Raw genomic sequence first — 24,319 nt, 5'->3', positions numbered from 1 at the left:
CGAGAGCGGTAGTTTGTCATGAGTCTCAGCGACGCACTCTCCATTGCGATGTCCGGGCTGCGCGCCAATCAGGCCGCGATGTCGCTGGTGTCGTCGAATGTCGCCAACGCGGAAACGCCCGGCTATGTTCGCAAGACGCTGAATCAGGTCACCGTCGATTCCGGGTCGTATGGCAGCAACGTCCGGACCGTTGGCGTCAACCGCGAGTTGGATCAGTATATCCAGGCACAGCTACGCACGGAAACCTCCGGCGCGGGCTACGCCTCGTTGCGGTCGAACTTCCTGCAGCAACTGCAGAGCCTCTACGGCAACCCGGGTTCGGTCGGTACGCTCGAGGATGCCTTCAACAAGCTGACCACGGCGGTGCAGGCGCTGTCGACCAGCGCCGATAGCCAGTCGGCGCGAATCGGCGTCATCAATGCGGCGAATGTGCTGGCAAGCCAGCTCAATTCGATGACGCAGGGCATTCAGACGCTGCGCGGCGCTGCCGAAAACGGTATCAACGATTCCGTCAACACCGCCAACAACCTGATGTCGCAGATCGCGATCATCAATAACCAGATAGCGGTCAATCCGCTCGGCGGCACCTCGACTGACGCATCGACGGCGGCTCTGCTCGACCAGCGCGATCAGTACATCACGCAATTGTCCGAATTGATGGACATTCGCGTCACCACCAACGGCTCCAACCAGGTTACGGTCTTCACCAGCTCCGGCGTGCAGCTCGTCGGCAACGAGGCCGCCACGCTTTCGTTCAATGCGCAGGGAACGGTCAGCCCCAACACGCTGTGGAATTCCGACCCGTCGAAAAGCAACCTGGGCTCGGTCGTCGTCTCATTCGCCAATGGTGGATCGATCGATCTGACTGCCACCGGTGGCATCAAGTCGGGCAAGATCGCCGCCTATACGGAGTTGCGCGACAAGTCGCTGGTCGAGGCGCAGAACCAGCTCGACCAGTTCGCGGCATCGCTGTCCAGCGCGCTGTCCGACAAAACCACCGCGGGCACCGCGGTGACGTCCGGCCTGCAGTCGGGATTTGATTTGAATGTCGCCGACCTGAAGGCCGGCAACATCATCCATGTCACCTACACGGACACCGCGACCAACACGCAGCGCCAACTCTCGATCATGCGCGTCGATGATGCCAGCGTACTGCCGCTGTCAAACGATGCGACGGCCGATCCCAACGATCAGGTCGTTGGCGTGGATTTTTCGGGAGGCATGGCGTCCGTTATTGCGCAGCTGAACACAGCGCTGGGTGGATCGAACCTGCAGTTCTCCGGCGCTGGCTCCACGCTGACGGTGCTGAACAATACCGGCTTCTCGACGGTCAATGCAGCTTCGGTCACCACGACGCAGACTAACCTGACAAATGGCAGCGCCGAGCTCTCGCTGTTCACCGACAACGGCTCACCCTACACCGGCGCGATCAGTGCGACGGGTTCGCAGATCACGGGCCTGGCGGGACGTCTTGCCGTCAACAATGCGCTGGTTGCGGATCCCTCCAAGCTTGTGCTCTACAGCGCTTCGACTGCCGCGGGCGACACGACGCGTTCCGACTTCATCCTGTCGCAGCTGACCACAGCAACGTTTCAATACTCGCCGGCATCGGGTGTCGGCAGCGCCAGCGCGCCGTTCAAAGGCACGCTGTTGAGTTACATGCAGCAGTTCACCAGCGCGCAGGGTGCGGCCGCCGACGCGGCAGCGCAACTCGCCGACGGGCAGGACGTGGTGCTCAATACGCTGCAGGAAAAGATGTCAGCGACCTCGGGCGTTAACATCGACGAGGAGATGGCGCATCTGCTGTTGCTGCAGAACTCCTATTCGGCCAATGCGCGTGTGATGTCGACGGTGAATGAAATGTACAAAACGTTGATGCAGGCAATATGAGGCAGTCATGACCATTAGTGGCGTCAGCGGACGGACATCATACATCGGCTCAGGCATCCTCGATCTGCGCAGCCAGCTCGACACGCTGACTCAGCAGTTGGCGAGCGGCAAGATCTCCAACACCTATGCGGGGCAGGGCAGCGGCCGCAGCCTCGCCATCGGCTTGCGCTCGCAACTCAGCGGCCTGGCCGGCTATGCCGACACCGCGGTAAACCTGAACACGCGGATCAGCGTCGCAAATCTGTCGCTGCAGCGGCTTGTCGACGTCGGTTCGTCGGTAAAGGGCGCCGCGGTCAGTGCGGTCAGCGAGATAGACAACACCGGCCAGACCGCGGGACAGAAAACCGCATCGCTCGGGTTCTTCGATTCCGTCGACATGCTCAACGCCAAGTCGGGCGATCGCTACCTGTTCTCAGGCCGTGCCACCGACACGCCGCCGGTGACTGCCGCCGACGTGATCATGAACGGCAACGGCGCCCAGGCCGGGCTCAAGCAATTGATTCTGGAGCGCAAGCAGGCCGATGTCGGTACCCTCGGCCTCGGCCGCGTCGTGCTGACGGCGGCGTCGGCGACGTCAGTGCAGATCGCCGAGGACGCTTCGCCGTCCGAGTTCGGCCTCAAGCTCAATGCGATCACCTCGACGCTGACGGGCGCGACGATCACCCAGCCGGCCGGCACGCCGGCGGCGATGTCGGTCGACCTGGGCGCCACCAACCCGGCTGAGGGCGAACAGGTCAAGTTCACCTTCAATCTGCCGGATGGCACCACCGAGGACATCACTCTGACGGCCTCGACGGCGACGCCGCTGCCGGCCAACAGCTTCGCCATCGGTGCCAACCCGACCGCGACGGCTGCCAATCTCAACGCCGCGCTCAATACCTCGATCGGCAAGCTCGCCAATGGCGCGCTGGTCGCGGCGTCGGCGGTGACGGCCGGCGACAATTTCTTCGACCAGCCGCCGATGCGCGTCGGCACCACACCGTTCGGTGCTGCGACAACATTGGTGGCGGGCACGGCGGCGAACACTGTCAGTTGGTACAATGGCGAAACTGGCACGGATTCCGCGCGCGGTACCGCCGTCGCGCAGATCGACCAATCGATCACAGTGCAATACGGCGCGCGCGCCGACGAACAGGCGCTGCGCTCGCAACTGCAGACCGTCGCGGTATTTGCCGCGGTGACGACGTCGGTGACCGATCCCAATGCCAACGCGCAGATCGCTGCGCTGAACCAGCGCATTGCCCAGAATCTCGCTGATGTGCCGGGGACGCAGTCGATTCAGGACATCCAGGCCGACTTTGCCGGCGCCGCGGCGTCGATCAAGGCGGCCAAAGATCGCCAGGCCCAGACCAAGGCAATCACGCAGACGATGCTGGATTCGATCGAGGGCATCAACGACGACGAGGTCGCGACCAAGATTCTCGCACTGCAGACCAGCCTGCAGGCCTCGTACCAAACCACCTCGATGCTCTACCAGACCTCGCTGACCAAATATCTCTGATGATCGCCGGCTGAATACTCCGATACGCAAAAAGGCCTCCTTGCGGAGGCCTTTTGTCGTCGTGGTGTTGTCCGGCGCCGATCAGGCCGACTTGCGATCGGCTTGGCTGCCGGAGTTGGCCGCTCGCAGGCTTTTCGCGTCCGCGATCAGCTCTTCTTCGTGGCCGATCAGCTTCTTTGATTCCTTCAGCGCGTGATACAGGTCGCCGTTCAGGATGTTATTGTTGATGGCTTCTATGAAGGGCCACGCGCTCGGCATGGTGCTCAGGATGCCCCGCACCAGGTTGAAATAAGTCGGGTGATGCGCCATCGGATCCGGCGACAGATACATCAGTTGGACTGAGAGATAGATCAGCTTGGCCGGCGTATCGGCGGTCTCGGGCGTCAGGATGTCTTTCTCGCGCAGAATCGGGATCCTGTCGCCGTCGATCAACAGGCGCGCGCGCTGGTCGGTGTTGGTCACCACGCAGGCGCCGATGATAATCCGCTCGTTCGGCTTGAGTTCAACCTTCAAGGCCATGCCTGTTCTCCGTCGCCGCTTTTTGAAAGCGCAGTCATTGAAGAGGGAATGCGTGGCGCCAGCTACCCGCTGGTGCTTCTCCAGGCGATCCGAACGCAATCCTTTCCCATTATAGTTAACGATTGGTGAACGAGACCAAGCGGCTGCTTTTTTGTCTGTCGCGCAATATGCAGCAATATCAATGGTTTTTCGAACCACGTCGCGTCAATGCGAACAATTTGTCCCTCTTTTAGCGCTGGAGGAGTCCAGTTTCGATTCATTTGTTTTTTAGAGGCCCGGTCCCAGGCTGGCTCACCCGATCGAAAAAGATTGGGACAACGATTGTTCCTCGATTTTCACACCAGAAAGGTATGAAACATGTCTATCGTTCTCTCGGCTTCGGTTCGCCAGAACCTGCTCTCGCTTCAGTCCACCGCCGACCTGCTGTCGACCACCCAGAATCGCCTTGCGACTGGTAACAAGGTCAACTCGGCGCTCGACAACCCGACCAACTTCTTCACGGCGCAGGGCCTCAACAACCGCGCCAGCGACATCAACAACCTGCTCGACAGCATTGGCAACGGCGTGCAGGTTCTGCAGGCCGCCAACACCGGCATCACCTCGCTGCAGAAGCTGGTCGATACCGCAAAGTCGATCGCCAACCAGGTGCTGCAGGCTCCCGCCGGTTATACGAGCAAGTCGACGGCGACCTCGGTTACTTCGATCGGCCTCGGCACCGCGGACGACCTCGTTGACGGCACTGTCATCGACGCCACCGACCAGCTGATTATCGCGGCTTCCGCTGGCCATGCGGCATTCAGCTTCACCTTCACTGCCACCACGTCGCTCGCCGACTTGAATACGGCGCTGGCGGCCAGCAATTATTCGGCCAGCCTCGACAGCACCAACAAGCTCGTCATTACCACGACCAACGATACGGCGTCGTCGACCATCGGTGCGATTACCTACACCAACACCGGCGGTGGTACCCTGACCTTTGGGGCCGTCGCTGCGCCGGTCGCCGATGCGGCTTCGCAGACCATTCGCTCGAGCCTGGTGAAGCAGTATAATGACATCATCACCCAGATCACGACGACCGCGCAGGATGCCTCGTTCAACGGCATCAACCTGCTGAACGGTGACGATCTCAAGCTGACCTTCAACGAGACCGGCAAGTCCACCCTGAACATCAAGGGCGTGACCTTCAACGCAGCGGGCCTCGGCCTTGCTTCGCTGACCTCGGGCACGGACTTCCTGGACAATTCGTCCGCGAACGCCGCACTGGTCAAGCTCAGCGCCGCCAGCACCACGCTTCGTACCCAGGCGTCGTCGCTCGGTTCGAACCTGTCGGTCGTGCAGATCCGCCAGGACTTCAACAAGAACCTGATCAACGTGCTGCAGACCGGCTCGTCCAACCTGACGCTGGCCGATACCAACGAGGAAGCGGCCAACAGCCAGGCGCTGTCGACCCGCCAGTCGATCGCGGTGTCCGCGCTGGCGCTGGCCAACCAGTCGCAGCAGAGCGTGCTTCAGCTCCTGCGCTGATTTCGACGACATCTTGAGCGGCGGGGGAAATCCCGCCGCTCCAGACCGCTGACAAACCCCCGATCGAAAAGGATCGGGACAACGACTGTCCTCCCATTTCACACCAGAAAGGTATGAAACATGTCTATCGTTCTCTCGGCTTCGGTTCGCCAGAACCTGCTCTCGCTTCAGTCCACCGCCGACCTGCTGTCGACCACCCAGAATCGCCTTGCGACTGGTAACAAGGTCAACTCGGCGCTCGACAACCCGACCAACTTCTTCACCGCACAGGGCCTCAACAACCGCGCCAGCGACATCAACAACCTGCTCGACAGCATTGGCAACGGCGTGCAGGTCCTGCAGGCCGCCAACACCGGCATCACCTCGCTGCAGAAGCTGGTCGATACCGCGAAGTCGATCGCCAACCAGGTGTTGCAGGCCCCCGCCGGCTATAGCACGAAATCCAGCGTCACCAGCGGCGCGATCACCGGGGGCACGGCAGCCAACCTGCTAGGCACGGGGCTTGTGCAGGGCGACCAACTGACGATCGCAGCGACCGGCGGCGGCACGGCGACGAACATCACGTTCGGCACGGGCGGGTCCGAAGTTGACACGCTGACCGAACTCAACGCGGCCCTGGCAGCCAACAACCTGCAGGCTTCGGTTGACGACGCCACCGGTAAGATCACGATCACGACGACCAACGACAAGGCTTCGGCCTCCATCGGCGCGTTCAGTGGCACCGCGACTGGTGCGGGCAAAGCATTCCTGCCCGCTAACACGACCGTGGTCGCCGCTCCGGTTGCCGACGCGGCTTCGCAGACCATTCGCTCGAGCCTGGTGAAGCAGTACAATGACATCATCACCCAGATCACGACGACCGCGCAGGATGCCTCGTTCAACGGCATCAACCTGCTGAACGGTGACGATCTCAAGCTGACCTTCAACGAGACCGGCAAGTCCACCTTGAACATCAAGGGCGTGACCTTCAACGCGGCGGGTCTTGGCCTTGCCTCGCTGACTTCGGGCACGGACTTCCTGGACAATTCGTCCGCGAACGCCGCACTGGTCAAGCTCAGCGCCGCCAGCAGCACGCTTCGTACCCAGGCGTCGTCGCTCGGTTCGAACCTGTCGGTCGTGCAGATCCGCCAGGACTTCAACAAGAACCTGATCAACGTGCTGCAGACCGGCTCGTCCAACCTGACGCTGGCCGATACCAACGAGGAAGCGGCCAACAGCCAGGCGCTGTCGACCCGCCAGTCGATCGCGGTGTCCGCGCTGGCGCTGGCCAACCAGTCGCAGCAGAGCGTGCTTCAGCTCCTGCGCTGATTTCGACGACTTCTCAAGCTCAAGCGACGGCGGCGGGGGAAACCCCGCCGCCTTTTTGTTCTCAAGGGCCGCAAGGGCGAAAATGCGCTGCGCACCTCCAGGTAAGGAAGCGTTAATCATATCCCTTAAGCCGGCGTTTACCCTAATTTAAAGGAAACTGAGTAGAACTGCGGACGTAAACTAGGAAGGTCTGATTCATGTCCGTTGTTCTTTCGGCCTCGGTTCGCCAGAACCTGCTCTCGCTCCAGTCGACCGCTGATCTGCTCGCCACCACGCAGAACCGCCTCTCGTCTGGCAAGAAGGTCAATACGGCGCTCGACAATCCTACCAACTATTTCACTGCCGCGGGGCTCGATAACCGGGCCAGCGACATCAACAATCTGCTCGATGGCATCGGCAACGGCGTACAGGTCCTGCAGGCCGCCAATACCGGCCTCACCTCGCTGCAGAAGCTGGTCGATACCGCGAAGTCGATCGCCCACCAGGTGCTGCAGACGACCGCCGGTTATTCGCCCAAATCCAGCGTCACCAGCGTCGCGAACGCCGGGGGAACGGCAGCCAACCTGCTGGGCGCAACGCTTGCGGACGGCGATATCCTGACGATCACAGCGACCGGCGGCGGCACGCCGACGAACATCACGTTCGGTACGGCCGCGAACGAAGTTGACACGCTGACCGAACTCAACGCGGCTCTGGCAGCCAACAACCTGCAGGCTTCGGTTAACGACACCACCGGCGCGATCACGATCACGACGATCAACGACAAGGCTTCGGCAACCGTCGGCACCCTCGCTGGCACCGCGACTGGTGCGGGCAAAGCATTCGAGATCGCTAACTTGACCACGGTCGCGGCGGTCGCCGACGCTGCTTCGCAGACCATTCGCTCCAACCTGGTGGCCCAGTACAACAACATCATTGCCCAGATCTCGACGACCGCGCAGGATGCATCGTTCAACGGCATCAACCTGCTGAACGGTGACGATCTCAAGCTGACCTTCAACGAGACCGGCAAGTCCATCCTGAACATCAAGGGGGTGACCTTTAGCGTGGCGGGCCTTGGCCTTGCTCCGTTGGTGGCGGGCACGGACTTCCTGGACAATGCCTCGGCCAAGGCGACGATCGACAAGATAAGCATCGCGTCGGACATGTTGCGGACGCACGCCTCGTCGCTCGGTTCGAACCTGTCGGTCGTGCAGATCCGCCAGGACTTCAACAAGAACCTGATCAACGTATTGCAAAACGGCTCGGCCAACCTGACGTTGGCCGACACGAACGAGGAAGCGGCCAACAGCCAGGCGCTGTCGACCCGGCAGTCGATCGCGGTGTCCGCGCTGGCGCTCGCCAACCAATCGCAGCAGAGCGTGCTCCAGCTCCTACGGACCTAGCGCGGCGACGAGACAGAAAACAAGAGCGGTGGGGGAAACTCCGCCGCTTTGTTTTGAGCGGCGGCGACGGAGCCGTCGCTGCCGCTTAATGATCACATTTGGTAACCGCAGCTAACCATATTTAAAGGCACGGCTTGTATGAAAGTTGGGCAGTTTGAAGCCCCGCGGTTCTGTGAATCGCTCCCCATCGAGGTCAGTGTATGTCTAATGCAGCCCAAGCCTACGCTCGCACGTCGCAAACCACCGCATCCCCCCGTGAAATTGAAGCGCAGGCACTGCTGAAGGCCGCACGACAGCTCCAGGACGTCCAGTCCAACTGGGCTGGTCCCGACAAGAACATGCACAACGCGCTGCTGTTCAACAGCCGGCTTTGGTCGATCTTCATGAGCGCCGTGGAGACCAACGACAACCCGCAGCCGATGGAAGTCCGTCAGAACATCGCCAATATCGGCGTCTTCGTGATGAAGCAGACCATCGAGATGCAGATGGATCCGGATCCGGCCAAATTGAAGTCGCTGATCGACATCAATCGCAACCTGGCGGCGGGCCTGTCGGGCCGCGGCTGACCGCTTAAGAGGGCGCGATCATGGCTGACGTTTTCAGCATCCTGTCGGCCAACTACAAGACCGTGGGAATGGCGGTTCCATCCAAGACGCCGTATGTGCCGGTCGATCCCACGCTCTATCAGGGCGACTGGACCGGAAAATACGCCAACAACAAGTCGTTCAAGATCTCGGTCTCGAACATCACGGGATTTCGCGCCAAGGTCCACTACCAGAGCGGCAGCACCAACAAATACGCGGACGTTCTGATCAGGGACAATGCATTCCGGATCGGTGACCTGAAGTTCATGGTGACCAAGGAAGGAACAGCGGTCATCAAGAACGTCGTAACCGACCCGGCAACCGGCGGAACGATGCTCGATACCGCCTATGCGAAGCAGAGCAAGTGAGCTCAAGCTTTTTGAATTACGCCTTGACGTCGGTGGCGAGCAGCCGCGTCGGCGCGTCCCTGGTCAGGTCGAGCGCGCGGAAGTAGGCGCGGCGGCGAAGAATGGCTTCATCGGGAAACTGCTTCACCACAAGGCTCGTCCTGGAATCGACCACCTGGTAGACGATCGAGGCGGCAGCGCGATCGATCACCACCTGATTCGACAAGGAAGCATTCGCAACATTGGCATCGACGCGTGCGCGCACGCTCGCGTCCGTCACCGTGACGCTCTGGCGCGCGGGCAATTCGGTCGCGACGGCACGACCGACCGCCTCGCTCACGGGCGGTGCGATCGGCGTTGCAACCGGGGCCCCCACCGGCTTGATGCTGAAATCCGTACTCATGGCAGCCTCCTGGCTTCCCTCGAGTCAAATCCCAACCCCTCTCGGACCGCAATATAGCTCCACACCTCTCAATGGGATGTTAGGGAATACGCTAACCCCCGCGCTGACGCAGGCGCGGCAATTTAGTGAAAAATGTAGCGACCGCATGACCCGCCGGAGTGCGAGCGGCTTGGCGACGAGATCAAGCGCTTTAGAGGCTTACAGCGAGCGGCTGACCGAGAGCGGGGTGATGTTGCGCGGTCCCGGCGCGGTGCGTTGTCCCGAAGCCGTATAGGTGCTCGGAATGTTCTTGCGCTGAATCTCGGCGTTGACGCCGCGCACGATGCCTTCGGACACCGCGCGCGCCGTCGCAAGCACGGTGAGATTGATCTGCAACATCGCGCGAAAGGTGTCGTGGTGGCGGCGCAGCGTGGTCAGCAGTTCCGGCGACACCTGGGTCAGATATTTTTGCGCGTTCTTCAGATTCTCGACCGCGATCATGTAGCGGCGCGACAGCTCTCCCTTTTGCTCTTCCAGCCGTATCGCCTCGCGCACGTTGCCGGCACGAACCAGTTCGGTTTCGCGCTCGATGGTGCCGAGCAGCCCGCTCATCACGACCATCAGTTCTTCCGCGAGCTTGCGCGCCTCGGTTGGCGTGGAGATCGCTCTTGCTGGCGCGGCGGCCGGTTCGGGCCTGGCCTGAGGATGCTGATTCATGTCGGGGGTTTCCTTTGGATCAGCCGATGCGGTTGGCTTGCTGGAGGATCAAGGTGCGGAAGACATCGTTGGAGATGCCGATGCCGCCGGACTTGGCGAAGGATTTCGAATACTCGTCCGTTAGCATCGATCGCCAGACGCCGGTGCCCGTCGTGTCACCGAATGGTCCTTCGCCTTTGACGCCGGTGGTCATCTGCGACAACATCGAGTTGAGGAACATCGCCTCGAACTCTTCGGCCTTGGCGCGTGTCTTTTTCTGCGCTTCCGGCGAAATCTTGGTCAGGGCTTCGGCCAGCAGCGGGTCCTTGCGGCCGTTGATCAGCGAGGTCTTGTCGTAGGAGTTGGCGATGCCGTTCATCACATCACCTCGATGTCGGCCTGGATCGCGCCGGCGGCCTTGATCGCCTGCAGGATGCTGATGAGGTCGCGCGGGCCGATGCCCAGACCATTGAGGCCGTCGACCAGTTGCTGCAGCGACACGCCGTCTTTCACGACCGCAAATTTCTTGCCGTCTTCGGAAACGCTGACACCGGTGCGGGGCGTGACGACAGTTCGGCCGCGTGACAGCGGATTGGGCTGGCTGACTTGCGGGCTCTCCGAAATCGAGACGGTGAGATTGCCTTGCGCCACAGCAACCGTAGCCACGCGAACGTCACGGCCCATCACGATGATCCCTGAGCGCTCGTCGATCACGATCTTGGCAGCGAGATCCGGATCGACCTGTAATTGCTCGATCTCGGTCAGGAAGGCGACGACATTGCCCTTGAATTCGGCCGGGATCGAGAGCTGCACCGTGGAGGGATCGATCGGCTCGGCGGTCTTGACGCCGAGGAAATCGTTGACCGCGGCCGCAATGCGCTTGGCAGTGGTGAAGTCGGCATTGCGCAGCGCCAGCCGCACATTGGGCAGGCGATTGAGCGCGAATTCGATCTCGCGCTCGATGATAGCGCCGTTGGGGATTCGGCCGTTGGTCGGCACGCCCCGCGTGACGCTGGCGGCGGCCCCTTCGGCCGCGAAACCGGCGATGGCGAGCGAGCCTTGGGCGACCGCATAGACGTTGCCATCGGCGCCGAGCAGGGGGGTGACGAGGAGGGTGCCGCCCTGAAGATTCTTGGCATCGCCGAGCGCGGAAACCGTGACGTCCATCCGCGTGCCCTGAGTGCCGAAGGCCGGCAGGTTGCCGGTGACCATGACGGCTGCGACGTTGCCGGTGCGGATGGTGGCGCCGCGGATGTTGACGCCCATGCGTTCCAGCATCGCCTGCAGCGACTGCTTGGTGAAGGGGATGTTGTTCAGCGTGTCGCCGGTGCCGTTAAGGCCGACGACGAGGCCATAGCCGATCAACTGGTTCTGCCGCACGCCTTCGATATTGGCGAGATCCTTGATCCGCGACGTCGCGCCCGCGGACGAGGGCGTTAGCGCGAGCGCCAGCAGCGCGGCGCAGGCCACCCAAAATAGTCTTGCCGAACGGATGCCGGGCATCCTGTGCTCCCCTCGAGGTCTTCCACCGGACCGCAGGCGCCACTCCCATGACGACGGTCCGGCATTAACTATGCGAGCGCCGTGCCACACTTCATTTCCGATGCAATGCATTGATATTGCTGGGCCTTCCTTGGAGGCGCGAGGTCGCGGCGGCTTCACCACGATGGGCGAAACTGCCGCATGTCGGCAGATTTTGCCGAGCCGTTTACGCGTCATTAACCATAAGAAGGCGAAGGTCGCTCTATTCTCAGGGTGAGATCACCACGATGCGCATCTACGGACCGAACGGCACCACGCTTGGATCGCCCGCAAGTCACACGCGGCGAACCAGTTCGACCGGCTTCTCGCTGCCGGAGGCGCCGACCACGCCCGAGGAGCCGCGCGCGGCTGTGGCGCCCAAAGCCGCCGGTAACATTGACGCGCTGCTCGCCCTGCAGGGCGTCGAGGATCCGACGGAGCGCCGCAAGCGTTCGGTGGCACGGGGCAGGGGCGCGCTCGACGTGCTCGACGAACTCAAGATCGGCCTGCTCTCCGGCAATCTCGATGCTTCTACGGTGAACCGGCTGCGCGATGCCGCTGCCAATCTGAAGTCGTCCTCCGGCGATCCCGGCCTCGATGCGGTGCTGGCCGAGATCGAGCTGCGGGTTGAAGTCGAGCTGGCGAAGGCCGGACAGTTCTAAGATTTTCTCCGCCTGTCCCCGGATGATGGGGTGGATTGATTCACGCCGCCATATCCTTCGCCGCGTCGTAACGGCGCTGCGCGTTCAGCACCTCCTTCAGGTTCTTCTCCGCCCAGTCCCGCAACGGATCGACCGCATCGGCGAGCGTCGCGCCGAGCGGTGTGATCGAATACTCCACCGTGACCGGCACGGTCGCGATCGCGCGGCGTTTGATCAATCCGTCGCGTTCGAGCGATTTGAGAACCTGGCTCAGCATTTTCTGCGAGATGCCTTCAATGGTGCGGCGTAACGCATTGAAGCGCATCGGTTCGTGCCTGATGAGAAGCAGGATGAGCACGGCCCATTTGTCGCCGACGCGATCGAGAATCTGCCGCGTCGGGCATTGAGCCGAATAGGCGTTCGGGATTTTGGCGTTGGCTTTCACGGCGGTTACTCCGGCGTAATCAGGTGATCCAAAAGTGCTCTCTTAACACTTACATTCAAATCGCTATCTAGTCACCATTGGATACCACATCCGCGTATCGCAAGGGAGACCTCCATGAAAATCGCCGTCATCGGCGCGTCCGGCAATGCCGGTTCGCGCATCACCGCCGAACTCGCCCGCCGCGGCCACACCGTGACCGCCATCGCTCGCCATCCCGAAAAGGTCGCCGCCCAGGCCAACGTCACGCCCACCGCAGGCGATGCCATGGACCAGGCGGGACTGGCCCGGCTGCTCGACGGTCATGATGCCGCGATCAGTTCGATCCACTTTCTCGCCAGCGACCCGGCCAAGCTGATCGGCGCTGCCAAGGATTCGAAGGTCGGCCGCTACCTCGTCGTCGGGGGCGCCGGCAGTCTTGAAGTGGCTCCGGGCGTTCGGCTGGTCACTACCCCGGGTTTTCCCGTGGCATACAAGGCGGAAGCCGAGAAGGGCGCCGCCTTCCTCGATCTGCTCCGGGCCGAAAAGGAACTCAACTGGACCTTCCTGTCGCCCTCGGCCCTGTTCACCGCCGGCGAGCGAACTGGCAAGTTCCGCCTCGGGACCGATCAGCTTTTGACCGCCGCCGACGGCAAAAGTTCCATTTCCTTCGAGGATTTCGCAGTTGCACTCGCCGACGAGATCGAGCGTCCCGCCCATATCCGCCAGCGCTTCACAGTCGGCTACTAGCGCCGGACGGTCCCGATAACTTTGCCTGTGCAAGGCCTTGGGGGAGGTACCCCCAAGGAGACGGCCTATATTGTCTGTCACAACCCGCCGCTATATAAGGCCCGCGCGGACGGACAATTTTCCGCCCCGCCTTGCACGTGAAGATGGGCTGGCCTTGGAAAAGTTGAAGAATTATCGACCCTCCGAAAAAGAGCCTTTCATGAACGACCGCCAGCGCGAGTATTTTCGCGCCAAGCTGCTGGCGTGGAAGGACGAGATCCTGAGAGAATCGAAGATCACCCTGCAAACGCTTCAGGAAGAGAACGTCAATCATCCGGATCTCGCTGATCGCGCCTCTTCCGAAACCGATCGCGCCATCGAACTGCGCGCCCGCGACCGCCAGCGCAAATTGATCTCCAAGATCGACGCAGCGCTGCAACGCATCGAGGACAACACCTACGGCTATTGCGAGGAGACCGGTGAACCGATCTCGCTCAAGCGGCTGGAGGCTCGCCCCATTGCGACGCTGTCGGTGGAAGCGCAGGAACGTCACGAGAAGCGCGAGAAGGTTTATCGAGACGAATAGGCAGGGCCTGGCGGCTGACCGCGAAGGGCGGTCAGCGCAGCAGGCTGCAACCATGAAAGCCGCCGCTGATGGACAAGATTCTCGCGGCCGCACAGAACATCGCTACCGCCCGCCGCAATCGCGCGCCGCTGGCCGCGCTGCCGCCTGAGCTAGCGCCTGCAGATGAAGCCGAAGGCTATCAGATCCAACGCGCCGTCCACGATCTGCTGCTACCGCAGACCGGCGCGCTGGTCGGCTACAAGATCGGCTGCACCAGCCCGGTGATGCAGGAATATCTCGACATTCCCCATCCTTGCGGCGGTGGCGTGTTCGCCAAGGGCGTGCATGACTCCGGCGCCAAGCTGCGCTTCGCCGATTACGTCCGCGTCGGCGTCGAGTGCGAGATCGCGGTGCGGCTGGCACGTAATCTCGCGCCGTCGGAAGCCCCGTTCACCCCGGAGTGGGTGATGGAGGCAATCGAGGCGTATCACCCCGCAATCGAGATCGTCGACGACCGGTACGTCAAATGGGAGACGATGGGCGCGCCGACGCTGGTCGCGGACGATTTCTTCGCCGCCGGCTGCGTGCTCGGCAAAGCGGTGGCGCGCACCAAGGCGCCGGACCTGCTCACGGCCAAGGGCCGTGCCGTCGTCAACGGCAAGGAGGTGGGCCGCGGCACCGGCGCCGACGTGCTCGGCCATCCCCACAACGCGCTGGCCTGGCTTGCCAATCATCTCGCCGAAGAAGGCACGGGGCTGCATGCCGGGCAGATCGTTCTTACCGGCAGCCTTGTGAAAACCGTGTGGCTCGACCAGGGCGATGCCGTGAAGATGGAGTTGGAGGGCCTAGGGACGGTAACCGCGACATTTGCGTAGATCTCGTAGGTGGGCAAAGGCGCGCTTGCGCCGTGCTCACCATTTTTGTGTCGGTGGGCACGCCGCTCTTTGCCTACCCTAGGGTCCGAGTGAGAGTGATGGCAGAGAGCGTTCCGTCGGTTCTCGAATCTGAAGCGAGAGGCGAAATCGCAGACATTTTTACTGACATCCGCAAGGTGCTCGGCACCAGCGTGGTCAACTTGATCTGGCGCAACCTCGCGACCATGCCCGGCGCACTGCAATGGACGTGGGCGACGGTGCGACCGCTCTATCTCGGCGACGCGCCATTGCATGCCGAAGCCGTCAGGCGAACGATCGCGCTGCCGGATTGGCCTGGCTTCTCGATCGACACTTTGCTCGCCGTCGGCGTAGACGAGACCGAGCGCGCGCTGATTCGTGACGTGCTTGACAGCTATCAGCATGCCAATGCGCTCGCGCTCGTCGTGCTGTCGGCGTTGCTGGCGCATTACGAGCCGCGCCCGGCCGATGCCGTGACGACCCCCGATAATGCGCCAAGGGCGCCCGGCGCCAAAATTCCCGAGCTGCCGCCGATGGAGGCGCTGGACCCCGAGGTGGCGGCGCTGGTCGCCGAATTGAATTCCTTTGGAGAGGACACCGAACCGCAACTGATTGCGAGTATGTACCGGCACCTGGCGTACTGGCCGTCCTATCTGGCGCTGGTGCGAACGATGCTGGCGCCACTGCAGCGGGAAGGGCGGCTGAACGCGCTGACGCTTTCGACTCGCGCGCTCGGGTACGCGCATGGTGCGACTCTCGCAAAGCAACTGAGGCCGCCGGCGCCGCCGGACACGCTGAAGGGCGCGCTCGCTTCCTGCCGCCTGTTCGTCGAACACCCGATCGCACGGATGACAGGGCTTTGCGCCCTGATCCGGCGTGCGACGCCGGAGTGAGGCATCAGCCGTCAGAGCACTTCAACTCGGACTTATCCCAGAATGATTTGATTGCATGGAAGGGGACGGTGACCCGTTCCCGAGCCCCCCTCAATCGCAGCAGGACATCGAAGCGGTCATCCCTTACGTTCAACTGCTCGAAGTCACTCTGCAGGATGATGGTCATATCGTCGGGGTATTTCGTCTTGAGGCCGATCGATAGTTTCACGCCGTCGGCGCCGGTGCGAAACGTGAGATTGACAGGCCGCTGCTCCGAGGCGAGACGGAGCGTCTCGGCAATCTTGGAGCGCGCTGCCGGCTTGCTGCACGGCTCGGCGGATGCAGGCGAGGCCGGAATCAGGATCACGAGGAAGAGAAGCATGGCCCCACAAGCAATGGTCACACCCCGCACTTGCGGGGTAGCTAGTACGCCGCGACCTGTCGTTCCCATCACTGCGGTCTCTGGAATACTCGATCGCCTGCTTCTCGGGCGAATGATGACTGGGTGTTGCTCGCGTCCCCGCGGCTTGCCGGGTCATGCTAACGGGTTCCCTCAAAAAAGAAAGAGGGAGTGGGAGCGCCAGATGCCCGCAGCACCCGCCGTCCGTGTGTATTGGTAGTAAGCATACGGTAATCATCGCAGGTGTGGCGATCCACCGGCGGTACCCTGCGCAATGAGTTTAACGGCTTGTATCGTGCTTTCCCCGGCCATGAGTTCATCATGAATCCATCTTGCCATCGTCGCCGGCGAATTAATGGTTAACTAGAAACTTTGCCGGGCTCGGAGCGCCTTCGCCGTTCGCCCGCGCGATTGCTCGCTCAGTTGATGCCGCCCTGCGACAAACTTGCGCACCCGAGGTGATGCTACCGGCGGTAGCCACCATGAAGAACGCCGCAACGGGCACCACGACCAGCAACTCCAGGCCCTCATCCAAGAATGCCGGCACGCAGGGCGCGCGGACTGCAGGCGCGGTGGACAAGAAGGGCGATGCTACTTTCTCCGCGGGAACCATGAAGAAGTAACGTTCTGGCGGGGAACGATTCCTGGCCGGGAAAATTATGCAATCGTGTTTTTGAACACGCGGCAATCCTTCAGGCTCTGGCGCAATCTTCCCCCGAGAGGCGCCGGGGCCTGCTTTTTGGCCGACCGGTGGCCGACTCCACGCCCGGCGCTGTTTGATCGAACTGTTTGGTAAGCCGTTTCGCTGTCACAGGCTGATGACGTACGCGCTCATCGCCAGCAAAACGGCGACGCTGACAGCGATAATGATCAAGAAGAATTTTCCCATTGCTCTGCCTTTCGCAGATCACAACGCAAGGCAGCAGGAATGGTTCTCTGCTGACAGGCGAACGCAGGCCCTGCGTTCGCGGCTGTCAGGCAAAGAAAAGCCCGCTACTGAGGCGGACCCCAATGAGCAACCACGATCAGATCGCGACGCCGTAGTAGTCGTTGACGGCGCGGGTCCGGGTCGGATCGCTCCAGTTCCAGGCGTTGTCGTTGCCGTAATGCGGTGCGCTCTTGAGCTGTGCTTCCGTCACGCCGGTGACGTAGCCACCGAGCGAGGTATCGTATTTCAGCGATTGCCAGGGTAGCGGATAGTGGTCGTCGCCGATGCCGAGAAAGCCGCCGAAGGAGAGCACGGCGTAGGACACTCTGCCGCTCTTCTTGTCGATCATGACGCGCTCGATCGAGCCGATCTTATTGCGATCGGCGCCATAGACGGCAGTTCCCTCGACCTTGTCGCTGCCGATCAGGTTGCCGGTTTCGTTTGCCTCCAGTGCCATGGGATTCTCCTCCTGCTAGTTGGATGAACGAAAAACGAGGGGCGGGGGGAGACGTTCCGGAATGTGGCGGCTACCCATCGACGCATCGATTGGTTGTTCCCGGGAATGCAACATGCGGGTTTGATGCTCTGGCGCGCGCAGCAACATTCGCCGAGGTCAGCGCTGCGCTTGTGCGGGTGGCGAAAAACCTGAATAATTTCTGTCGCTCCGACGGACGGATCGGAGGATTGCGGTTGCATGCTTGCAGCCGCTTGTTGGAGCTATCCACATGTCGACGCTCACCGCGCACGGCGCGTGCTTACTGTGGAAGCCGGAACTGATCTGGCTGAATGTCATTTCCGACGCGATGCTCGCCGGTGCCTTCTTTGCTACGGCGTTCGTCCTCGCGTTCTTCGTGTGGCGGCGCTACCGTGAGCTTATGTTCCGGGGCGTATTCTTGACATTCGCGATCTTCGTCGCGGTCTGCGGAGTGACCCGCCTGCTGTCGATCTACACCATGTGGGTGCCAGCTTATGAAATCGAGGCCCTGACCAAAGCTTTCCTGGCGCTGATCTCGGTCGCGATCGCGGCAGCACTGCTACTGCTGCTGCCGCGGATCCTGGTGCTGCCCACGCGCATCCAGCTTGCGGGTGCCTATGCGGCACTTGAGGAGGAAGTCAGGCAACGCCGCGAAGCTGAGGCCATGGTCAGGCGTTTTGAGGAGAAAGAGGCCACCGAATCCAAGCTCCGGCAAGCGCAGAGGATGGAAGCCATCGGCCAGCTCACCGGTGGCGTCGCGCACGACTTCAACAACATTCTGACTGTGATCACCGGGACCATCGAAATCCTCAGCGATGCGGTCAAGGATCGTCCACATCTCACTCAGATCACCAATCTGATTAGCGGAGCCGCAGCAAGGGGAGCTGAGCTGACGAAGCATCTGTTGGCCTTCTCCCGTCGACAGCCGCTGCAGCCGCGCAATACCGATGTCAACGCGTTGGTGATCGATACGGCGAGTCTGCTACGACCGACCCTTGGTGAACACATCGAAATTGAATCGATGCTGGCGCACGATTCCGCGCCGGCCCTGATTGATCCCAGTCAGCTCTCGACCGCGATCCTGAACCTCGCCCTAAATGCGCGTGACGCCATGCCTAACGGCGGGAAGCTGACGTTAGAAACCAAGAATGTGGTGCTTGATGAGAACTACGCTCGCCTGAACAGCGAGGTTAGACCGGGCAACTACGTCATGATCGCAGTGAGTGACACAGGGGACGGAATCCCCAGCAGCCTGCTCGAAAAGGTGTTTGAACCATTCTTTACCACCAAGGAGGCCGGGAAGGGATCGGGGCTCGGCCTCAGCATGGTCTATGGCTTCGTTAAACAGTCGAATGGACATATCAAGGTCTACAGCGAACAGGGCCACGGCACGACCGTGAAGCTATACCTGCCGCAGGCCACGGGTGGTGGCCCGGAGACGCCCGCCGGCGAGACAGGCGGGTATGCAGGCGAACACAGCGATGAGTCTATCCTGATTGTCGAGGACGACCCGCTGGTTCGCGAATACGTCGTGGCGCAGATCACACGTTTCGGGTTCCGCACGCTCGCCGCCGGCAATGCTGCCGAGGCGCTGGCCATCATCGATGGACCCGAACGCATTGACCTGCTGTTCACTGACGTAATGCTCCCCGGGGGAATGAATGGCCGCCAGCTCGCGACCGAGGGGATCAAGAGGCGCCCAGGGCTCAAAGTTCTTTATACCTCTGGCTATGCGGAGAATGCCCTTGTACATCACGGTCGTCTCGATGCTGGCGTGCTGCTGCTGCCGAAGCCTTACCTCAGCGCTGATCTCGCGCGGATGCTTTTAACCGCGCTGGCATCGTGAGTTCTTCTGATGAGCAGGCGTTTCCTTGACTTCGACCTACGCGTGGTCTCCGCCCAAAGGAACTCACGGAGACCGCGTTGATCATCGTCTCGTGCCTGAGTTCGCTAGGGGACGACGGACCGCTCCGCTGATCCACACCCAAGCCCGACGATGAAACGATCAGGTCCAGTTCTTAAATCGATCGCCGTTGCCGGCCGGCGAAGAGGCCGTAGACGAAGAGCACAATGATGGCGCCGACCACCGCGCCGATCAGGCCCGCGCCTTCTCCGGGCCGATACCATCCGAGCGCCTGGCCGAGGTAGGTCGCCACGAAGGCGCCGACGATGCCCAGTATGGTGGTGAGAATGAAGCCCGAGGGCTCATTGTCTCCGGGCATAATGAATTTCGCAATCACGCCAGCAATGAAGCCAATGATGATCGTCCAAAGTATGCCCATCTCGATGCTCCCTATTGTTTGCTCCAACGTCACGTCCATTAACTTATGCTGCGGGCAAACGGCCGTCCGGTGTGTACTTGTCGACGGCTGCCGGAAGCTCGCGAGACAATCTCGCCAGGATCTCTTCCTGCGAAAGTCCGGTCTGCTGTTCGAGTTGTGCCAGAACGTCGGACCCGATCGCTTGCTTCAATTCCGGCGGCGAGACATCCTTGTTCGGGCCTTGGTTGATCCAGGATTCGGCCTTGTCGCCCTGGCCGTTTTGATTGAACCTTTCGAGCAACTCGCCGATCCCGCCGTTGAGCAGGCCGCCAACCCCGGCGCCGCCCAACATTCCGCTCAAATTGCCCAGCAAACCGCCCAGCGGCTGCTGTCCCCCGCCTGTGTTCGGCTGGCCCCCAACGCCCTTGAGAAGTTCTGCCAATTTGTCGCGATTCTGATATCCCGCAATGGCGAGCAGCCCGAGCAGAGCAGTCATCGATGGCATTCCGCGGCCCATGATTAGCCTCCGTGCAGATTGGTTGCTGTCAGGAACGCCGGCGGGTAGGTTCGGTTCCAACGCGAAGACGACGAGGGGCAGGCGGCTTGCGCTGGAGCAAGCTCTAAGGCTCCTTGGATCACAAAACGACCACGGCCTCCGGCAGGGGAGCTGACGGAGGCCGCGTTGATACACTTCATCGCGCCTAGGTTCGCGATGGAGTGTGGGAGCTCGGGAGAAACTAGAACGGCAGCAGCACGTCCATCACCTGTTGCCCGTAACGGGGCTGCTGCACGTCGGTGATCTGGCCGCGGCCGCCATAGGCGATGCGGGCCTGCGCGATCTTGGTGGAATCGATGGTGTTGTCGCTCTGGATGTCCTCAGGGCGGACGATGCCGGCGACGATCAGTTCGCGAATTTCGAAGTTGACGCGGATCTCCTGCTTGCCTTCGACCACGAGATTGCCGTTCGGCAGCACCTGCGTGACCACGGCCGCGACGTTGGTCTGCAACGCTTCCTGGCGGTTGACCGAGCCCTTGCCGTCGCTCGACGATGTCGAGTCCGTGGTCAAGATCTTGCCGGGCAGGATCTTGTTCGCCTGCGTGATCGTGCTTGACCCAATGAAATCGGTGATCCCCGAGTCTTCCTTGGCGGAGCGGCTGCGCTGGGTTTCGTTGGACAGGTTGGCCTTGTCGGTGATGTTGACGGTCACCGTCAGGAGGTCGCCGATGCGTGCCGCGCGCTGATCCTTGAAGAAGGCGCGAGAGCCGTTCCGCCACAGCGAGTTGGCGTTATAGGAAGCCTGCTCCGGCTTCGGCATCGGCATCTGCACCGGCTTGTAGCCGGGCTGCGTAGTCGGGTTTTCGATCTCCGTCAGCTTCGGTTTTTCGCCGATCTGCGACAGACGGTCGATCGAGGAGCAACCGCTCGCCAAGGCGGCCAGCGACAGCATGGCGGCGGAGAGAGCGAGGCGGTTGAGACGGGTGACTGACATTTACATTACTCGGCTTTTGGAGCGACTGGCGAACTGACGGTAGCTACGGCGACGGGTGCGGGTTGTGCTTTGCCGAGCGAGGAGGTGGCATCGCTGGCCTGCGGCAGGCGAGACGCCGGCGGTGAGATCGAGACCTGCCCACGGCCAGTCACGGTGCCGGACACCGTGCGCTTCGACTGCAGGTTCATGACGGTGACGACGTCGCCTTCGGTACCGCTGTCCAGCGCCTTGCCGCGCATGGTGAGGTAGATTCCGGGCGTCTCGTAGATCAACATCACGTTCTGGTCGCGCTGTACCAGATCGGGCTTGGCGAGATCTGCCGTCCTGATGGCCTGGCCGGCGCGGAGCTGGCGGCGGGCCTGCATGCCCACGGCGCGATCGCGCGCGGCGGCATCAGGGCCGACTTCCGCTTTCGGGCGGCGCTCGATCACCACGTCGGACGATTTCAAGATCTCATTGCGCTCGACGTTGCGCGCCAGCACCGCGGCCTCGACGGTCTCGATCGCCGTGCCGATAAAGCGCAGCTTGGCAGCAGCGGCGCTGTTCTCGTTGGCGATCTCAAAGGTGACATCGAAGCGGCCGTTGCGGTTGTCGTAGCGCACGATGGTCGCCTGCAGGCTGCCACTGAAGCCGGCATCCAGCCTGACGTCGCCGGGATCGCGGTCGAAAGTCATCGACAGATTGGCGGCGTCGCCGAGACCATTGCGGCGCTCCAGCGCGCGCGCAACCTGCAGCTCGATGTCCTTGCCTTCGAGCGTGCGAGCCAGACGCGTGACCGAAATTTCCCTGAGGTCGCGGGTGTCGACGCCGATCACGTGATGGGCACGGAGGGTGTTGAGCACCTGCGCTACCGGCAGCGAGCCGGTGGTGCCGAGATCCGGGGCGCGATAGATCGCGATCTGCGCGGCGCTGCCGGCGTTGTCGATCACGTCGCCGATCCGCACGAGGTCGCCCGATACCTGCACGTTGGCACGCAGCACGGGCGCGGCGATCACGTTGCGGTTCGCGAAGCTTTCCCGGGTCTGCGCGACGGCGGCCGTAGTCGATGTGGCGATCAGGGCGGCAGCCAGGAGGAGGGCGCGGGCGATCATGACCATTCCTTTAGCGGAACATGTTGGAGGTGGATTGCAGCATCTGGTCGGCCGCGCTGACGACCTTGGCGTTCATCTCATAGGCGCGCTGGGCGGCGATTAGGTCGGAGATTTCGGTCACCACCTCGACATTGGCTTGTTCGAGGTTGCCCTGCTGCATGTCGCCAAACCCGTCGGTGTTGGCGACGCCGTCCTGCGGCGTGCCGGAGGCCGGGGTGTCCGTGAACAGATTGTCGCCGATCGGATTGAGGCCGGCCTTGTTGATGAAGCGCGTCAGACCGATCTGGCCGACGAGTGTCGGCGTGGTCGAGCCCGGCAGCATGACCGTGAGCTGGCCCTGCGCGTTGATGGTGATCTGCGAGGAATTCTGCGGGATCGTGATCGTCGGCTGCACCGGGTTGCCCTGGGCGGTGACGACGCGGCCTTGCGCGTCCATCATGAACGAGCCGTCGCGGGTATAGGCATAGGTGCCGTCGGGCACCTGGATCTTGAAGAAACCTTCGCCGCGGATCGCGACGTCGAGGTCGTTGCCGGTCGGCGACAGTGTGCCCTGGCCCATCAGCCGCGGCGTGCCGACGGTCTTGACGCCGCCGCCGATGTCGACGCCGACCGGCAGGATGGTGCCCTGGTCGGAAGCCTGCGCGCCGACGCGGCGCACATGGTCATAGATCAGGTCCTGGAACGCCGCGCGCTGCTTCTTGTAGCCGGTGGTGCGCATATTGGCGATGTTGTTGGAGATCACCTGAACGTTGAGTTCCTGTGCCGCCATGCCGGTCGCTGCTGTGTAAAGTGCGCGCATCGATCTATGCCTTAAGCGTTATGCCGGAACGTCGGCGAGTTTCTCGACTGCGGTTCGGTGTAGGTCGTGCTGCTGCTGCAGCATCGCCGAGATCTGCGTGTAGGTGCGCTGGATCTCGATCATGCGGCTCATTTCGTGGACCGAATTGACGTTCGACTTTTCGATGAAGCCCTGGCGTACCCGCGAAGTGGTGTCGGGCTGGGCGGCGACGCCCTGGCCCGCCGAGTAAAGGTTGCCGCCTTCCTTGACGAGCTTCTGCGGGTCGGCAAAGGAGACCAGCCGCAGCTTGCCACGGATCGAGTCGGTGCTGCCGGTGCCTTCGAGAACCGTGATATTGCCGTCTGCGGCGATGTTGATCGCCCTGTCGGTCGGCTGGAACACGATCGGGCCGGAGGTCCCCAGCACCGGATCGCCGCTTGCGGTTACGAGTTGGCCCTGATTGTTGATCTGCAGGCCGCCATCGCGGGTGTAGCGCTCCCCGGCGGCCGTCTGCACCACCAGAAAGGCGTTGCCGTCGATTGCGACGTCGAGCGGGTTCTTGGTCTGCTCGGAGGGACCGGCCGAGAAGTCGTGGAAGGTGGCGCGGTCATGCACGAAGGAGACGCGGCGGTCGGCGCGCATGAAATTGTCTTCATGCGCCGGCGAGCGCAGATATTCCTCGAACAGCGACCGGTCGGCCTTGAAGCCCGTCGTGTTGATGTTCGCGACGTTGTTGGCAACGACATCCAACTGCCGTTCCAACGTCATCTTCCGCGAAAGTCCGACGAGAAGCATATTCTCCATCGGTGGTTCTCCCCTTGATCGATCCGAAGCAGGCTCTCCCAAGCCCGTAATCCGGATCCGTCGTAAACCTTTGGGCTCTCCCAAGCCGGCGGGTCCACGCCGCTTACTCAGCGAAAGCCGTGCCAAGTACGGAAGTGCTGATTTTTTAAGGGGTTAGGCATTCTTCTGCGGGCGGAGAGGGCGGCAGAAAGATCTTGTTGACCATGTTTGCCCGGCAGATTTTTCCCAGTTGGGTGCGAATGGAAAGGTTCCGTTAACCATTATTACCCTAGCGTTGCACGTGTAGAGGGCGCGTGTGCGCTGGCGGCTTTTGT

Annotated in this window: 28 protein-coding genes; 14 read left to right on the top strand and 14 right to left on the bottom strand. The window is 61.9% G+C overall.

What is annotated here, in order from left to right:
- Positions 1–18: 18 nt before the first annotated feature.
- Complete coding sequence (flgK, locus tag KJQ96_RS00430; RefSeq protein ID WP_213284749.1) at positions 19–1,890, top strand: flagellar hook-associated protein FlgK; 1,872 nt, start codon at positions 19–21, stop codon at positions 1,888–1,890.
- Positions 1,891–1,897: 7 nt separating this feature from the next.
- Entirely contained in the window at positions 1,898–3,391 is a 1,494-nt protein-coding gene (locus KJQ96_RS00425; protein ID WP_213284748.1) for a flagellin, read from the top strand.
- 81 nt (positions 3,392–3,472) lie between these two features.
- Here KJQ96_RS00425 and flbT read toward each other — a convergent pair whose 3' ends face one another.
- On the bottom strand, positions 3,473–3,910 hold the full coding sequence (gene flbT / locus KJQ96_RS00420) for a flagellar biosynthesis repressor FlbT (protein WP_213285100.1): 438 nt from the start codon (positions 3,908–3,910) through the stop codon (positions 3,473–3,475).
- Positions 3,911–4,267: 357 nt separating this feature from the next.
- On the opposite strand from flbT, the gene KJQ96_RS00415 reads away from it, so the two are divergent.
- The 5 genes from KJQ96_RS00415 (at position 4,268) to KJQ96_RS00395 (ending at position 9,079) form a co-directional block, all read left to right on the top strand.
- On the top strand, positions 4,268–5,434 hold the full coding sequence (locus KJQ96_RS00415) for a flagellin (protein WP_213284747.1): 1,167 nt from the start codon (positions 4,268–4,270) through the stop codon (positions 5,432–5,434).
- 120 nt (positions 5,435–5,554) lie between these two features.
- Positions 5,555–6,742 carry a flagellin gene (locus KJQ96_RS00410; RefSeq protein WP_213284746.1) on the top strand — a complete coding sequence of 396 codons (1,188 nt, stop codon included), beginning with the start codon at positions 5,555–5,557 and terminating at the stop codon, positions 6,740–6,742.
- Positions 6,743–6,939: 197 nt separating this feature from the next.
- Complete coding sequence (locus tag KJQ96_RS00405; RefSeq protein WP_213284745.1) at positions 6,940–8,127, top strand: flagellin; 1,188 nt, start codon at positions 6,940–6,942, stop codon at positions 8,125–8,127.
- 200 nt (positions 8,128–8,327) lie between these two features.
- Positions 8,328–8,693: a flagellar biosynthesis regulator FlaF gene (gene flaF, locus KJQ96_RS00400; RefSeq protein ID WP_213284744.1), complete on the top strand. Its 366-nt coding sequence runs from the start codon at positions 8,328–8,330 to the stop codon at positions 8,691–8,693.
- A 20-nt stretch (positions 8,694–8,713) separates the two neighbouring features.
- Entirely contained in the window at positions 8,714–9,079 is a 366-nt protein-coding gene (locus KJQ96_RS00395) for a hypothetical protein (protein WP_213284743.1), read from the top strand.
- Between the two features lie 16 nt (positions 9,080–9,095).
- Here KJQ96_RS00395 and KJQ96_RS00390 read toward each other — a convergent pair whose 3' ends face one another.
- The 4 genes from KJQ96_RS00390 to KJQ96_RS00375 form a co-directional block, all read right to left on the bottom strand.
- Positions 9,096–9,461, bottom strand: a complete 366-nt coding sequence (locus tag KJQ96_RS00390) for a hypothetical protein (RefSeq protein ID WP_057900674.1) — start codon at positions 9,459–9,461, stop codon at positions 9,096–9,098.
- Positions 9,462–9,659: 198 nt separating this feature from the next.
- Positions 9,660–10,157 carry a hypothetical protein gene (locus tag KJQ96_RS00385; protein WP_213284742.1) on the bottom strand — a complete coding sequence of 166 codons (498 nt, stop codon included), beginning with the start codon at positions 10,155–10,157 and terminating at the stop codon, positions 9,660–9,662.
- Between the two features lie 19 nt (positions 10,158–10,176).
- Entirely contained in the window at positions 10,177–10,515 is a 339-nt protein-coding gene (gene flgJ, locus KJQ96_RS00380) for a flagellar assembly peptidoglycan hydrolase FlgJ (RefSeq protein ID WP_213284741.1), read from the bottom strand.
- Positions 10,515–11,639 carry a flagellar basal body P-ring protein FlgI gene (locus tag KJQ96_RS00375; RefSeq protein WP_213284740.1) on the bottom strand — a complete coding sequence of 375 codons (1,125 nt, stop codon included), beginning with the start codon at positions 11,637–11,639 and terminating at the stop codon, positions 10,515–10,517. Before KJQ96_RS00375 ends, flgJ begins: the two co-directional genes overlap by 1 nt.
- Positions 11,640–11,905: 266 nt before the next feature.
- Here KJQ96_RS00375 and KJQ96_RS00370 point away from each other — a divergent pair, with 266 nt between their 5' ends.
- The gene (locus KJQ96_RS00370) at positions 11,906–12,319 is read left to right on the top strand and encodes a flagellar assembly protein FliX (RefSeq protein ID WP_213284739.1); all 414 of its coding nucleotides are present in this window, start codon (positions 11,906–11,908) and stop codon (positions 12,317–12,319) included.
- Between the two features lie 40 nt (positions 12,320–12,359).
- Here KJQ96_RS00370 and KJQ96_RS00365 read toward each other — a convergent pair whose 3' ends face one another.
- Positions 12,360–12,743 (bottom strand): helix-turn-helix domain-containing protein, encoded by a 384-nt coding sequence (locus KJQ96_RS00365; RefSeq protein WP_213284738.1) that lies wholly within the window; start codon positions 12,741–12,743, stop codon positions 12,360–12,362.
- A gap of 114 nt (positions 12,744–12,857) precedes the next feature.
- Here KJQ96_RS00365 and KJQ96_RS00360 point away from each other — a divergent pair, with 114 nt between their 5' ends.
- From KJQ96_RS00360 to KJQ96_RS00345, 4 genes are all read left to right on the top strand, one after another.
- Entirely contained in the window at positions 12,858–13,469 is a 612-nt protein-coding gene (locus KJQ96_RS00360; protein ID WP_213284737.1) for an NAD(P)-dependent oxidoreductase, read from the top strand.
- A gap of 199 nt (positions 13,470–13,668) precedes the next feature.
- Positions 13,669–14,034 carry an RNA polymerase-binding protein DksA gene (gene dksA, locus KJQ96_RS00355; protein ID WP_141686941.1) on the top strand — a complete coding sequence of 122 codons (366 nt, stop codon included), beginning with the start codon at positions 13,669–13,671 and terminating at the stop codon, positions 14,032–14,034.
- Between the two features lie 68 nt (positions 14,035–14,102).
- Entirely contained in the window at positions 14,103–14,888 is a 786-nt protein-coding gene (locus KJQ96_RS00350; protein WP_213284736.1) for a 2-keto-4-pentenoate hydratase, read from the top strand.
- A 98-nt stretch (positions 14,889–14,986) separates the two neighbouring features.
- Positions 14,987–15,799: a hypothetical protein gene (locus KJQ96_RS00345; RefSeq protein ID WP_213284735.1), complete on the top strand. Its 813-nt coding sequence runs from the start codon at positions 14,987–14,989 to the stop codon at positions 15,797–15,799.
- A gap of 4 nt (positions 15,800–15,803) precedes the next feature.
- Here the strand turns inward: KJQ96_RS00345 and KJQ96_RS00340 are convergent, their stop codons facing one another.
- Positions 15,804–16,160: a ClpXP protease specificity-enhancing factor SspB gene (locus KJQ96_RS00340; RefSeq protein WP_213284734.1), complete on the bottom strand. Its 357-nt coding sequence runs from the start codon at positions 16,158–16,160 to the stop codon at positions 15,804–15,806.
- 500 nt (positions 16,161–16,660) lie between these two features.
- Between KJQ96_RS00340 and KJQ96_RS00335 the strand changes: the two genes are divergently transcribed.
- Positions 16,661–16,801, top strand: a complete 141-nt coding sequence (locus KJQ96_RS00335; protein ID WP_213284733.1) for a hypothetical protein — start codon at positions 16,661–16,663, stop codon at positions 16,799–16,801.
- Between the two features lie 402 nt (positions 16,802–17,203).
- On the opposite strand, the gene KJQ96_RS00330 is transcribed toward KJQ96_RS00335, so the two are convergent.
- On the bottom strand, positions 17,204–17,563 hold the full coding sequence (locus tag KJQ96_RS00330; protein WP_213284732.1) for a PRC-barrel domain-containing protein: 360 nt from the start codon (positions 17,561–17,563) through the stop codon (positions 17,204–17,206).
- A gap of 268 nt (positions 17,564–17,831) precedes the next feature.
- Between KJQ96_RS00330 and KJQ96_RS00325 the strand changes: the two genes are divergently transcribed.
- Positions 17,832–19,427, top strand: coding sequence for an ATP-binding protein (locus KJQ96_RS00325; RefSeq protein ID WP_213284731.1), 1,596 nt, complete (start codon positions 17,832–17,834; stop codon positions 19,425–19,427).
- A gap of 172 nt (positions 19,428–19,599) precedes the next feature.
- Here KJQ96_RS00325 and KJQ96_RS00320 read toward each other — a convergent pair whose 3' ends face one another.
- The 6 genes from KJQ96_RS00320 to flgF form a co-directional block, all read right to left on the bottom strand.
- Positions 19,600–19,863 carry a GlsB/YeaQ/YmgE family stress response membrane protein gene (locus tag KJQ96_RS00320; RefSeq protein ID WP_213284730.1) on the bottom strand — a complete coding sequence of 88 codons (264 nt, stop codon included), beginning with the start codon at positions 19,861–19,863 and terminating at the stop codon, positions 19,600–19,602.
- 43 nt (positions 19,864–19,906) lie between these two features.
- Positions 19,907–20,359, bottom strand: coding sequence for a YidB family protein (locus KJQ96_RS00315; RefSeq protein WP_213284729.1), 453 nt, complete (start codon positions 20,357–20,359; stop codon positions 19,907–19,909).
- A 220-nt stretch (positions 20,360–20,579) separates the two neighbouring features.
- Positions 20,580–21,332, bottom strand: a complete 753-nt coding sequence (flgH, locus tag KJQ96_RS00310) for a flagellar basal body L-ring protein FlgH (protein WP_213284728.1) — start codon at positions 21,330–21,332, stop codon at positions 20,580–20,582.
- A 5-nt stretch (positions 21,333–21,337) separates the two neighbouring features.
- Positions 21,338–22,423, bottom strand: coding sequence for a flagellar basal body P-ring formation chaperone FlgA (gene flgA, locus KJQ96_RS00305; protein ID WP_213284727.1), 1,086 nt, complete (start codon positions 22,421–22,423; stop codon positions 21,338–21,340).
- 10 nt (positions 22,424–22,433) lie between these two features.
- Entirely contained in the window at positions 22,434–23,222 is a 789-nt protein-coding gene (flgG, locus tag KJQ96_RS00300) for a flagellar basal-body rod protein FlgG (protein WP_028348633.1), read from the bottom strand.
- An 18-nt stretch (positions 23,223–23,240) separates the two neighbouring features.
- Positions 23,241–24,005 carry a flagellar basal-body rod protein FlgF gene (gene flgF, locus KJQ96_RS00295; RefSeq protein WP_213284726.1) on the bottom strand — a complete coding sequence of 255 codons (765 nt, stop codon included), beginning with the start codon at positions 24,003–24,005 and terminating at the stop codon, positions 23,241–23,243.
- Positions 24,006–24,319: the final 314 nt, after the last annotated feature.

The organism is Bradyrhizobium sp. sGM-13 (genome assembly GCF_018398875.1).
Taxonomy (GTDB): domain Bacteria; phylum Pseudomonadota; class Alphaproteobacteria; order Rhizobiales; family Xanthobacteraceae; genus Bradyrhizobium.
This window is presented reverse-complemented; position numbering and strand designations above follow the sequence as displayed.

Bases quoted from the DNA above. Each gene is read 5' to 3' on its own strand.
- flgK (WP_213284749.1), top strand. From the start codon at position 19: ATGAGTCTCAGCGACGCACTCTCCATTGCGATGTCCGGGCTGCGCGCC.
- KJQ96_RS00425 (WP_213284748.1), top strand. From the start codon at position 1,898: ATGACCATTAGTGGCGTCAGCGGACGGACATCATACATCGGCTCAGGC.
- flbT (WP_213285100.1), bottom strand. From the start codon at position 3,910: ATGGCCTTGAAGGTTGAACTCAAGCCGAACGAGCGGATTATCATCGGC.
- KJQ96_RS00415 (WP_213284747.1), top strand. From the start codon at position 4,268: ATGTCTATCGTTCTCTCGGCTTCGGTTCGCCAGAACCTGCTCTCGCTT.
- KJQ96_RS00410 (WP_213284746.1), top strand. From the start codon at position 5,555: ATGTCTATCGTTCTCTCGGCTTCGGTTCGCCAGAACCTGCTCTCGCTT.
- KJQ96_RS00405 (WP_213284745.1), top strand. From the start codon at position 6,940: ATGTCCGTTGTTCTTTCGGCCTCGGTTCGCCAGAACCTGCTCTCGCTC.
- flaF (WP_213284744.1), top strand. From the start codon at position 8,328: ATGTCTAATGCAGCCCAAGCCTACGCTCGCACGTCGCAAACCACCGCA.
- KJQ96_RS00395 (WP_213284743.1), top strand. From the start codon at position 8,714: ATGGCTGACGTTTTCAGCATCCTGTCGGCCAACTACAAGACCGTGGGA.
- KJQ96_RS00390 (WP_057900674.1), bottom strand. From the start codon at position 9,461: ATGAGTACGGATTTCAGCATCAAGCCGGTGGGGGCCCCGGTTGCAACG.
- KJQ96_RS00385 (WP_213284742.1), bottom strand. From the start codon at position 10,157: ATGAATCAGCATCCTCAGGCCAGGCCCGAACCGGCCGCCGCGCCAGCA.
- flgJ (WP_213284741.1), bottom strand. From the start codon at position 10,515: ATGAACGGCATCGCCAACTCCTACGACAAGACCTCGCTGATCAACGGC.
- KJQ96_RS00375 (WP_213284740.1), bottom strand. From the start codon at position 11,639: ATGCCCGGCATCCGTTCGGCAAGACTATTTTGGGTGGCCTGCGCCGCG.
- KJQ96_RS00370 (WP_213284739.1), top strand. From the start codon at position 11,906: ATGCGCATCTACGGACCGAACGGCACCACGCTTGGATCGCCCGCAAGT.
- KJQ96_RS00360 (WP_213284737.1), top strand. From the start codon at position 12,858: ATGAAAATCGCCGTCATCGGCGCGTCCGGCAATGCCGGTTCGCGCATC.
- dksA (WP_141686941.1), top strand. From the start codon at position 13,669: ATGAACGACCGCCAGCGCGAGTATTTTCGCGCCAAGCTGCTGGCGTGG.
- KJQ96_RS00350 (WP_213284736.1), top strand. From the start codon at position 14,103: ATGGACAAGATTCTCGCGGCCGCACAGAACATCGCTACCGCCCGCCGC.
- KJQ96_RS00345 (WP_213284735.1), top strand. From the start codon at position 14,987: ATGGCAGAGAGCGTTCCGTCGGTTCTCGAATCTGAAGCGAGAGGCGAA.
- KJQ96_RS00340 (WP_213284734.1), bottom strand. From the start codon at position 16,160: ATGCTTCTCTTCCTCGTGATCCTGATTCCGGCCTCGCCTGCATCCGCC.
- KJQ96_RS00335 (WP_213284733.1), top strand. From the start codon at position 16,661: ATGAAGAACGCCGCAACGGGCACCACGACCAGCAACTCCAGGCCCTCA.
- KJQ96_RS00330 (WP_213284732.1), bottom strand. From the start codon at position 17,563: ATGGCACTGGAGGCAAACGAAACCGGCAACCTGATCGGCAGCGACAAG.
- KJQ96_RS00325 (WP_213284731.1), top strand. From the start codon at position 17,832: ATGTCGACGCTCACCGCGCACGGCGCGTGCTTACTGTGGAAGCCGGAA.
- KJQ96_RS00320 (WP_213284730.1), bottom strand. From the start codon at position 19,863: ATGGGCATACTTTGGACGATCATCATTGGCTTCATTGCTGGCGTGATT.
- KJQ96_RS00315 (WP_213284729.1), bottom strand. From the start codon at position 20,359: ATGGGCCGCGGAATGCCATCGATGACTGCTCTGCTCGGGCTGCTCGCC.
- flgH (WP_213284728.1), bottom strand. From the start codon at position 21,332: ATGTCAGTCACCCGTCTCAACCGCCTCGCTCTCTCCGCCGCCATGCTG.
- flgA (WP_213284727.1), bottom strand. From the start codon at position 22,423: ATGATCGCCCGCGCCCTCCTCCTGGCTGCCGCCCTGATCGCCACATCG.
- flgG (WP_028348633.1), bottom strand. From the start codon at position 23,222: ATGCGCGCACTTTACACAGCAGCGACCGGCATGGCGGCACAGGAACTC.
- flgF (WP_213284726.1), bottom strand. From the start codon at position 24,005: ATGGAGAATATGCTTCTCGTCGGACTTTCGCGGAAGATGACGTTGGAA.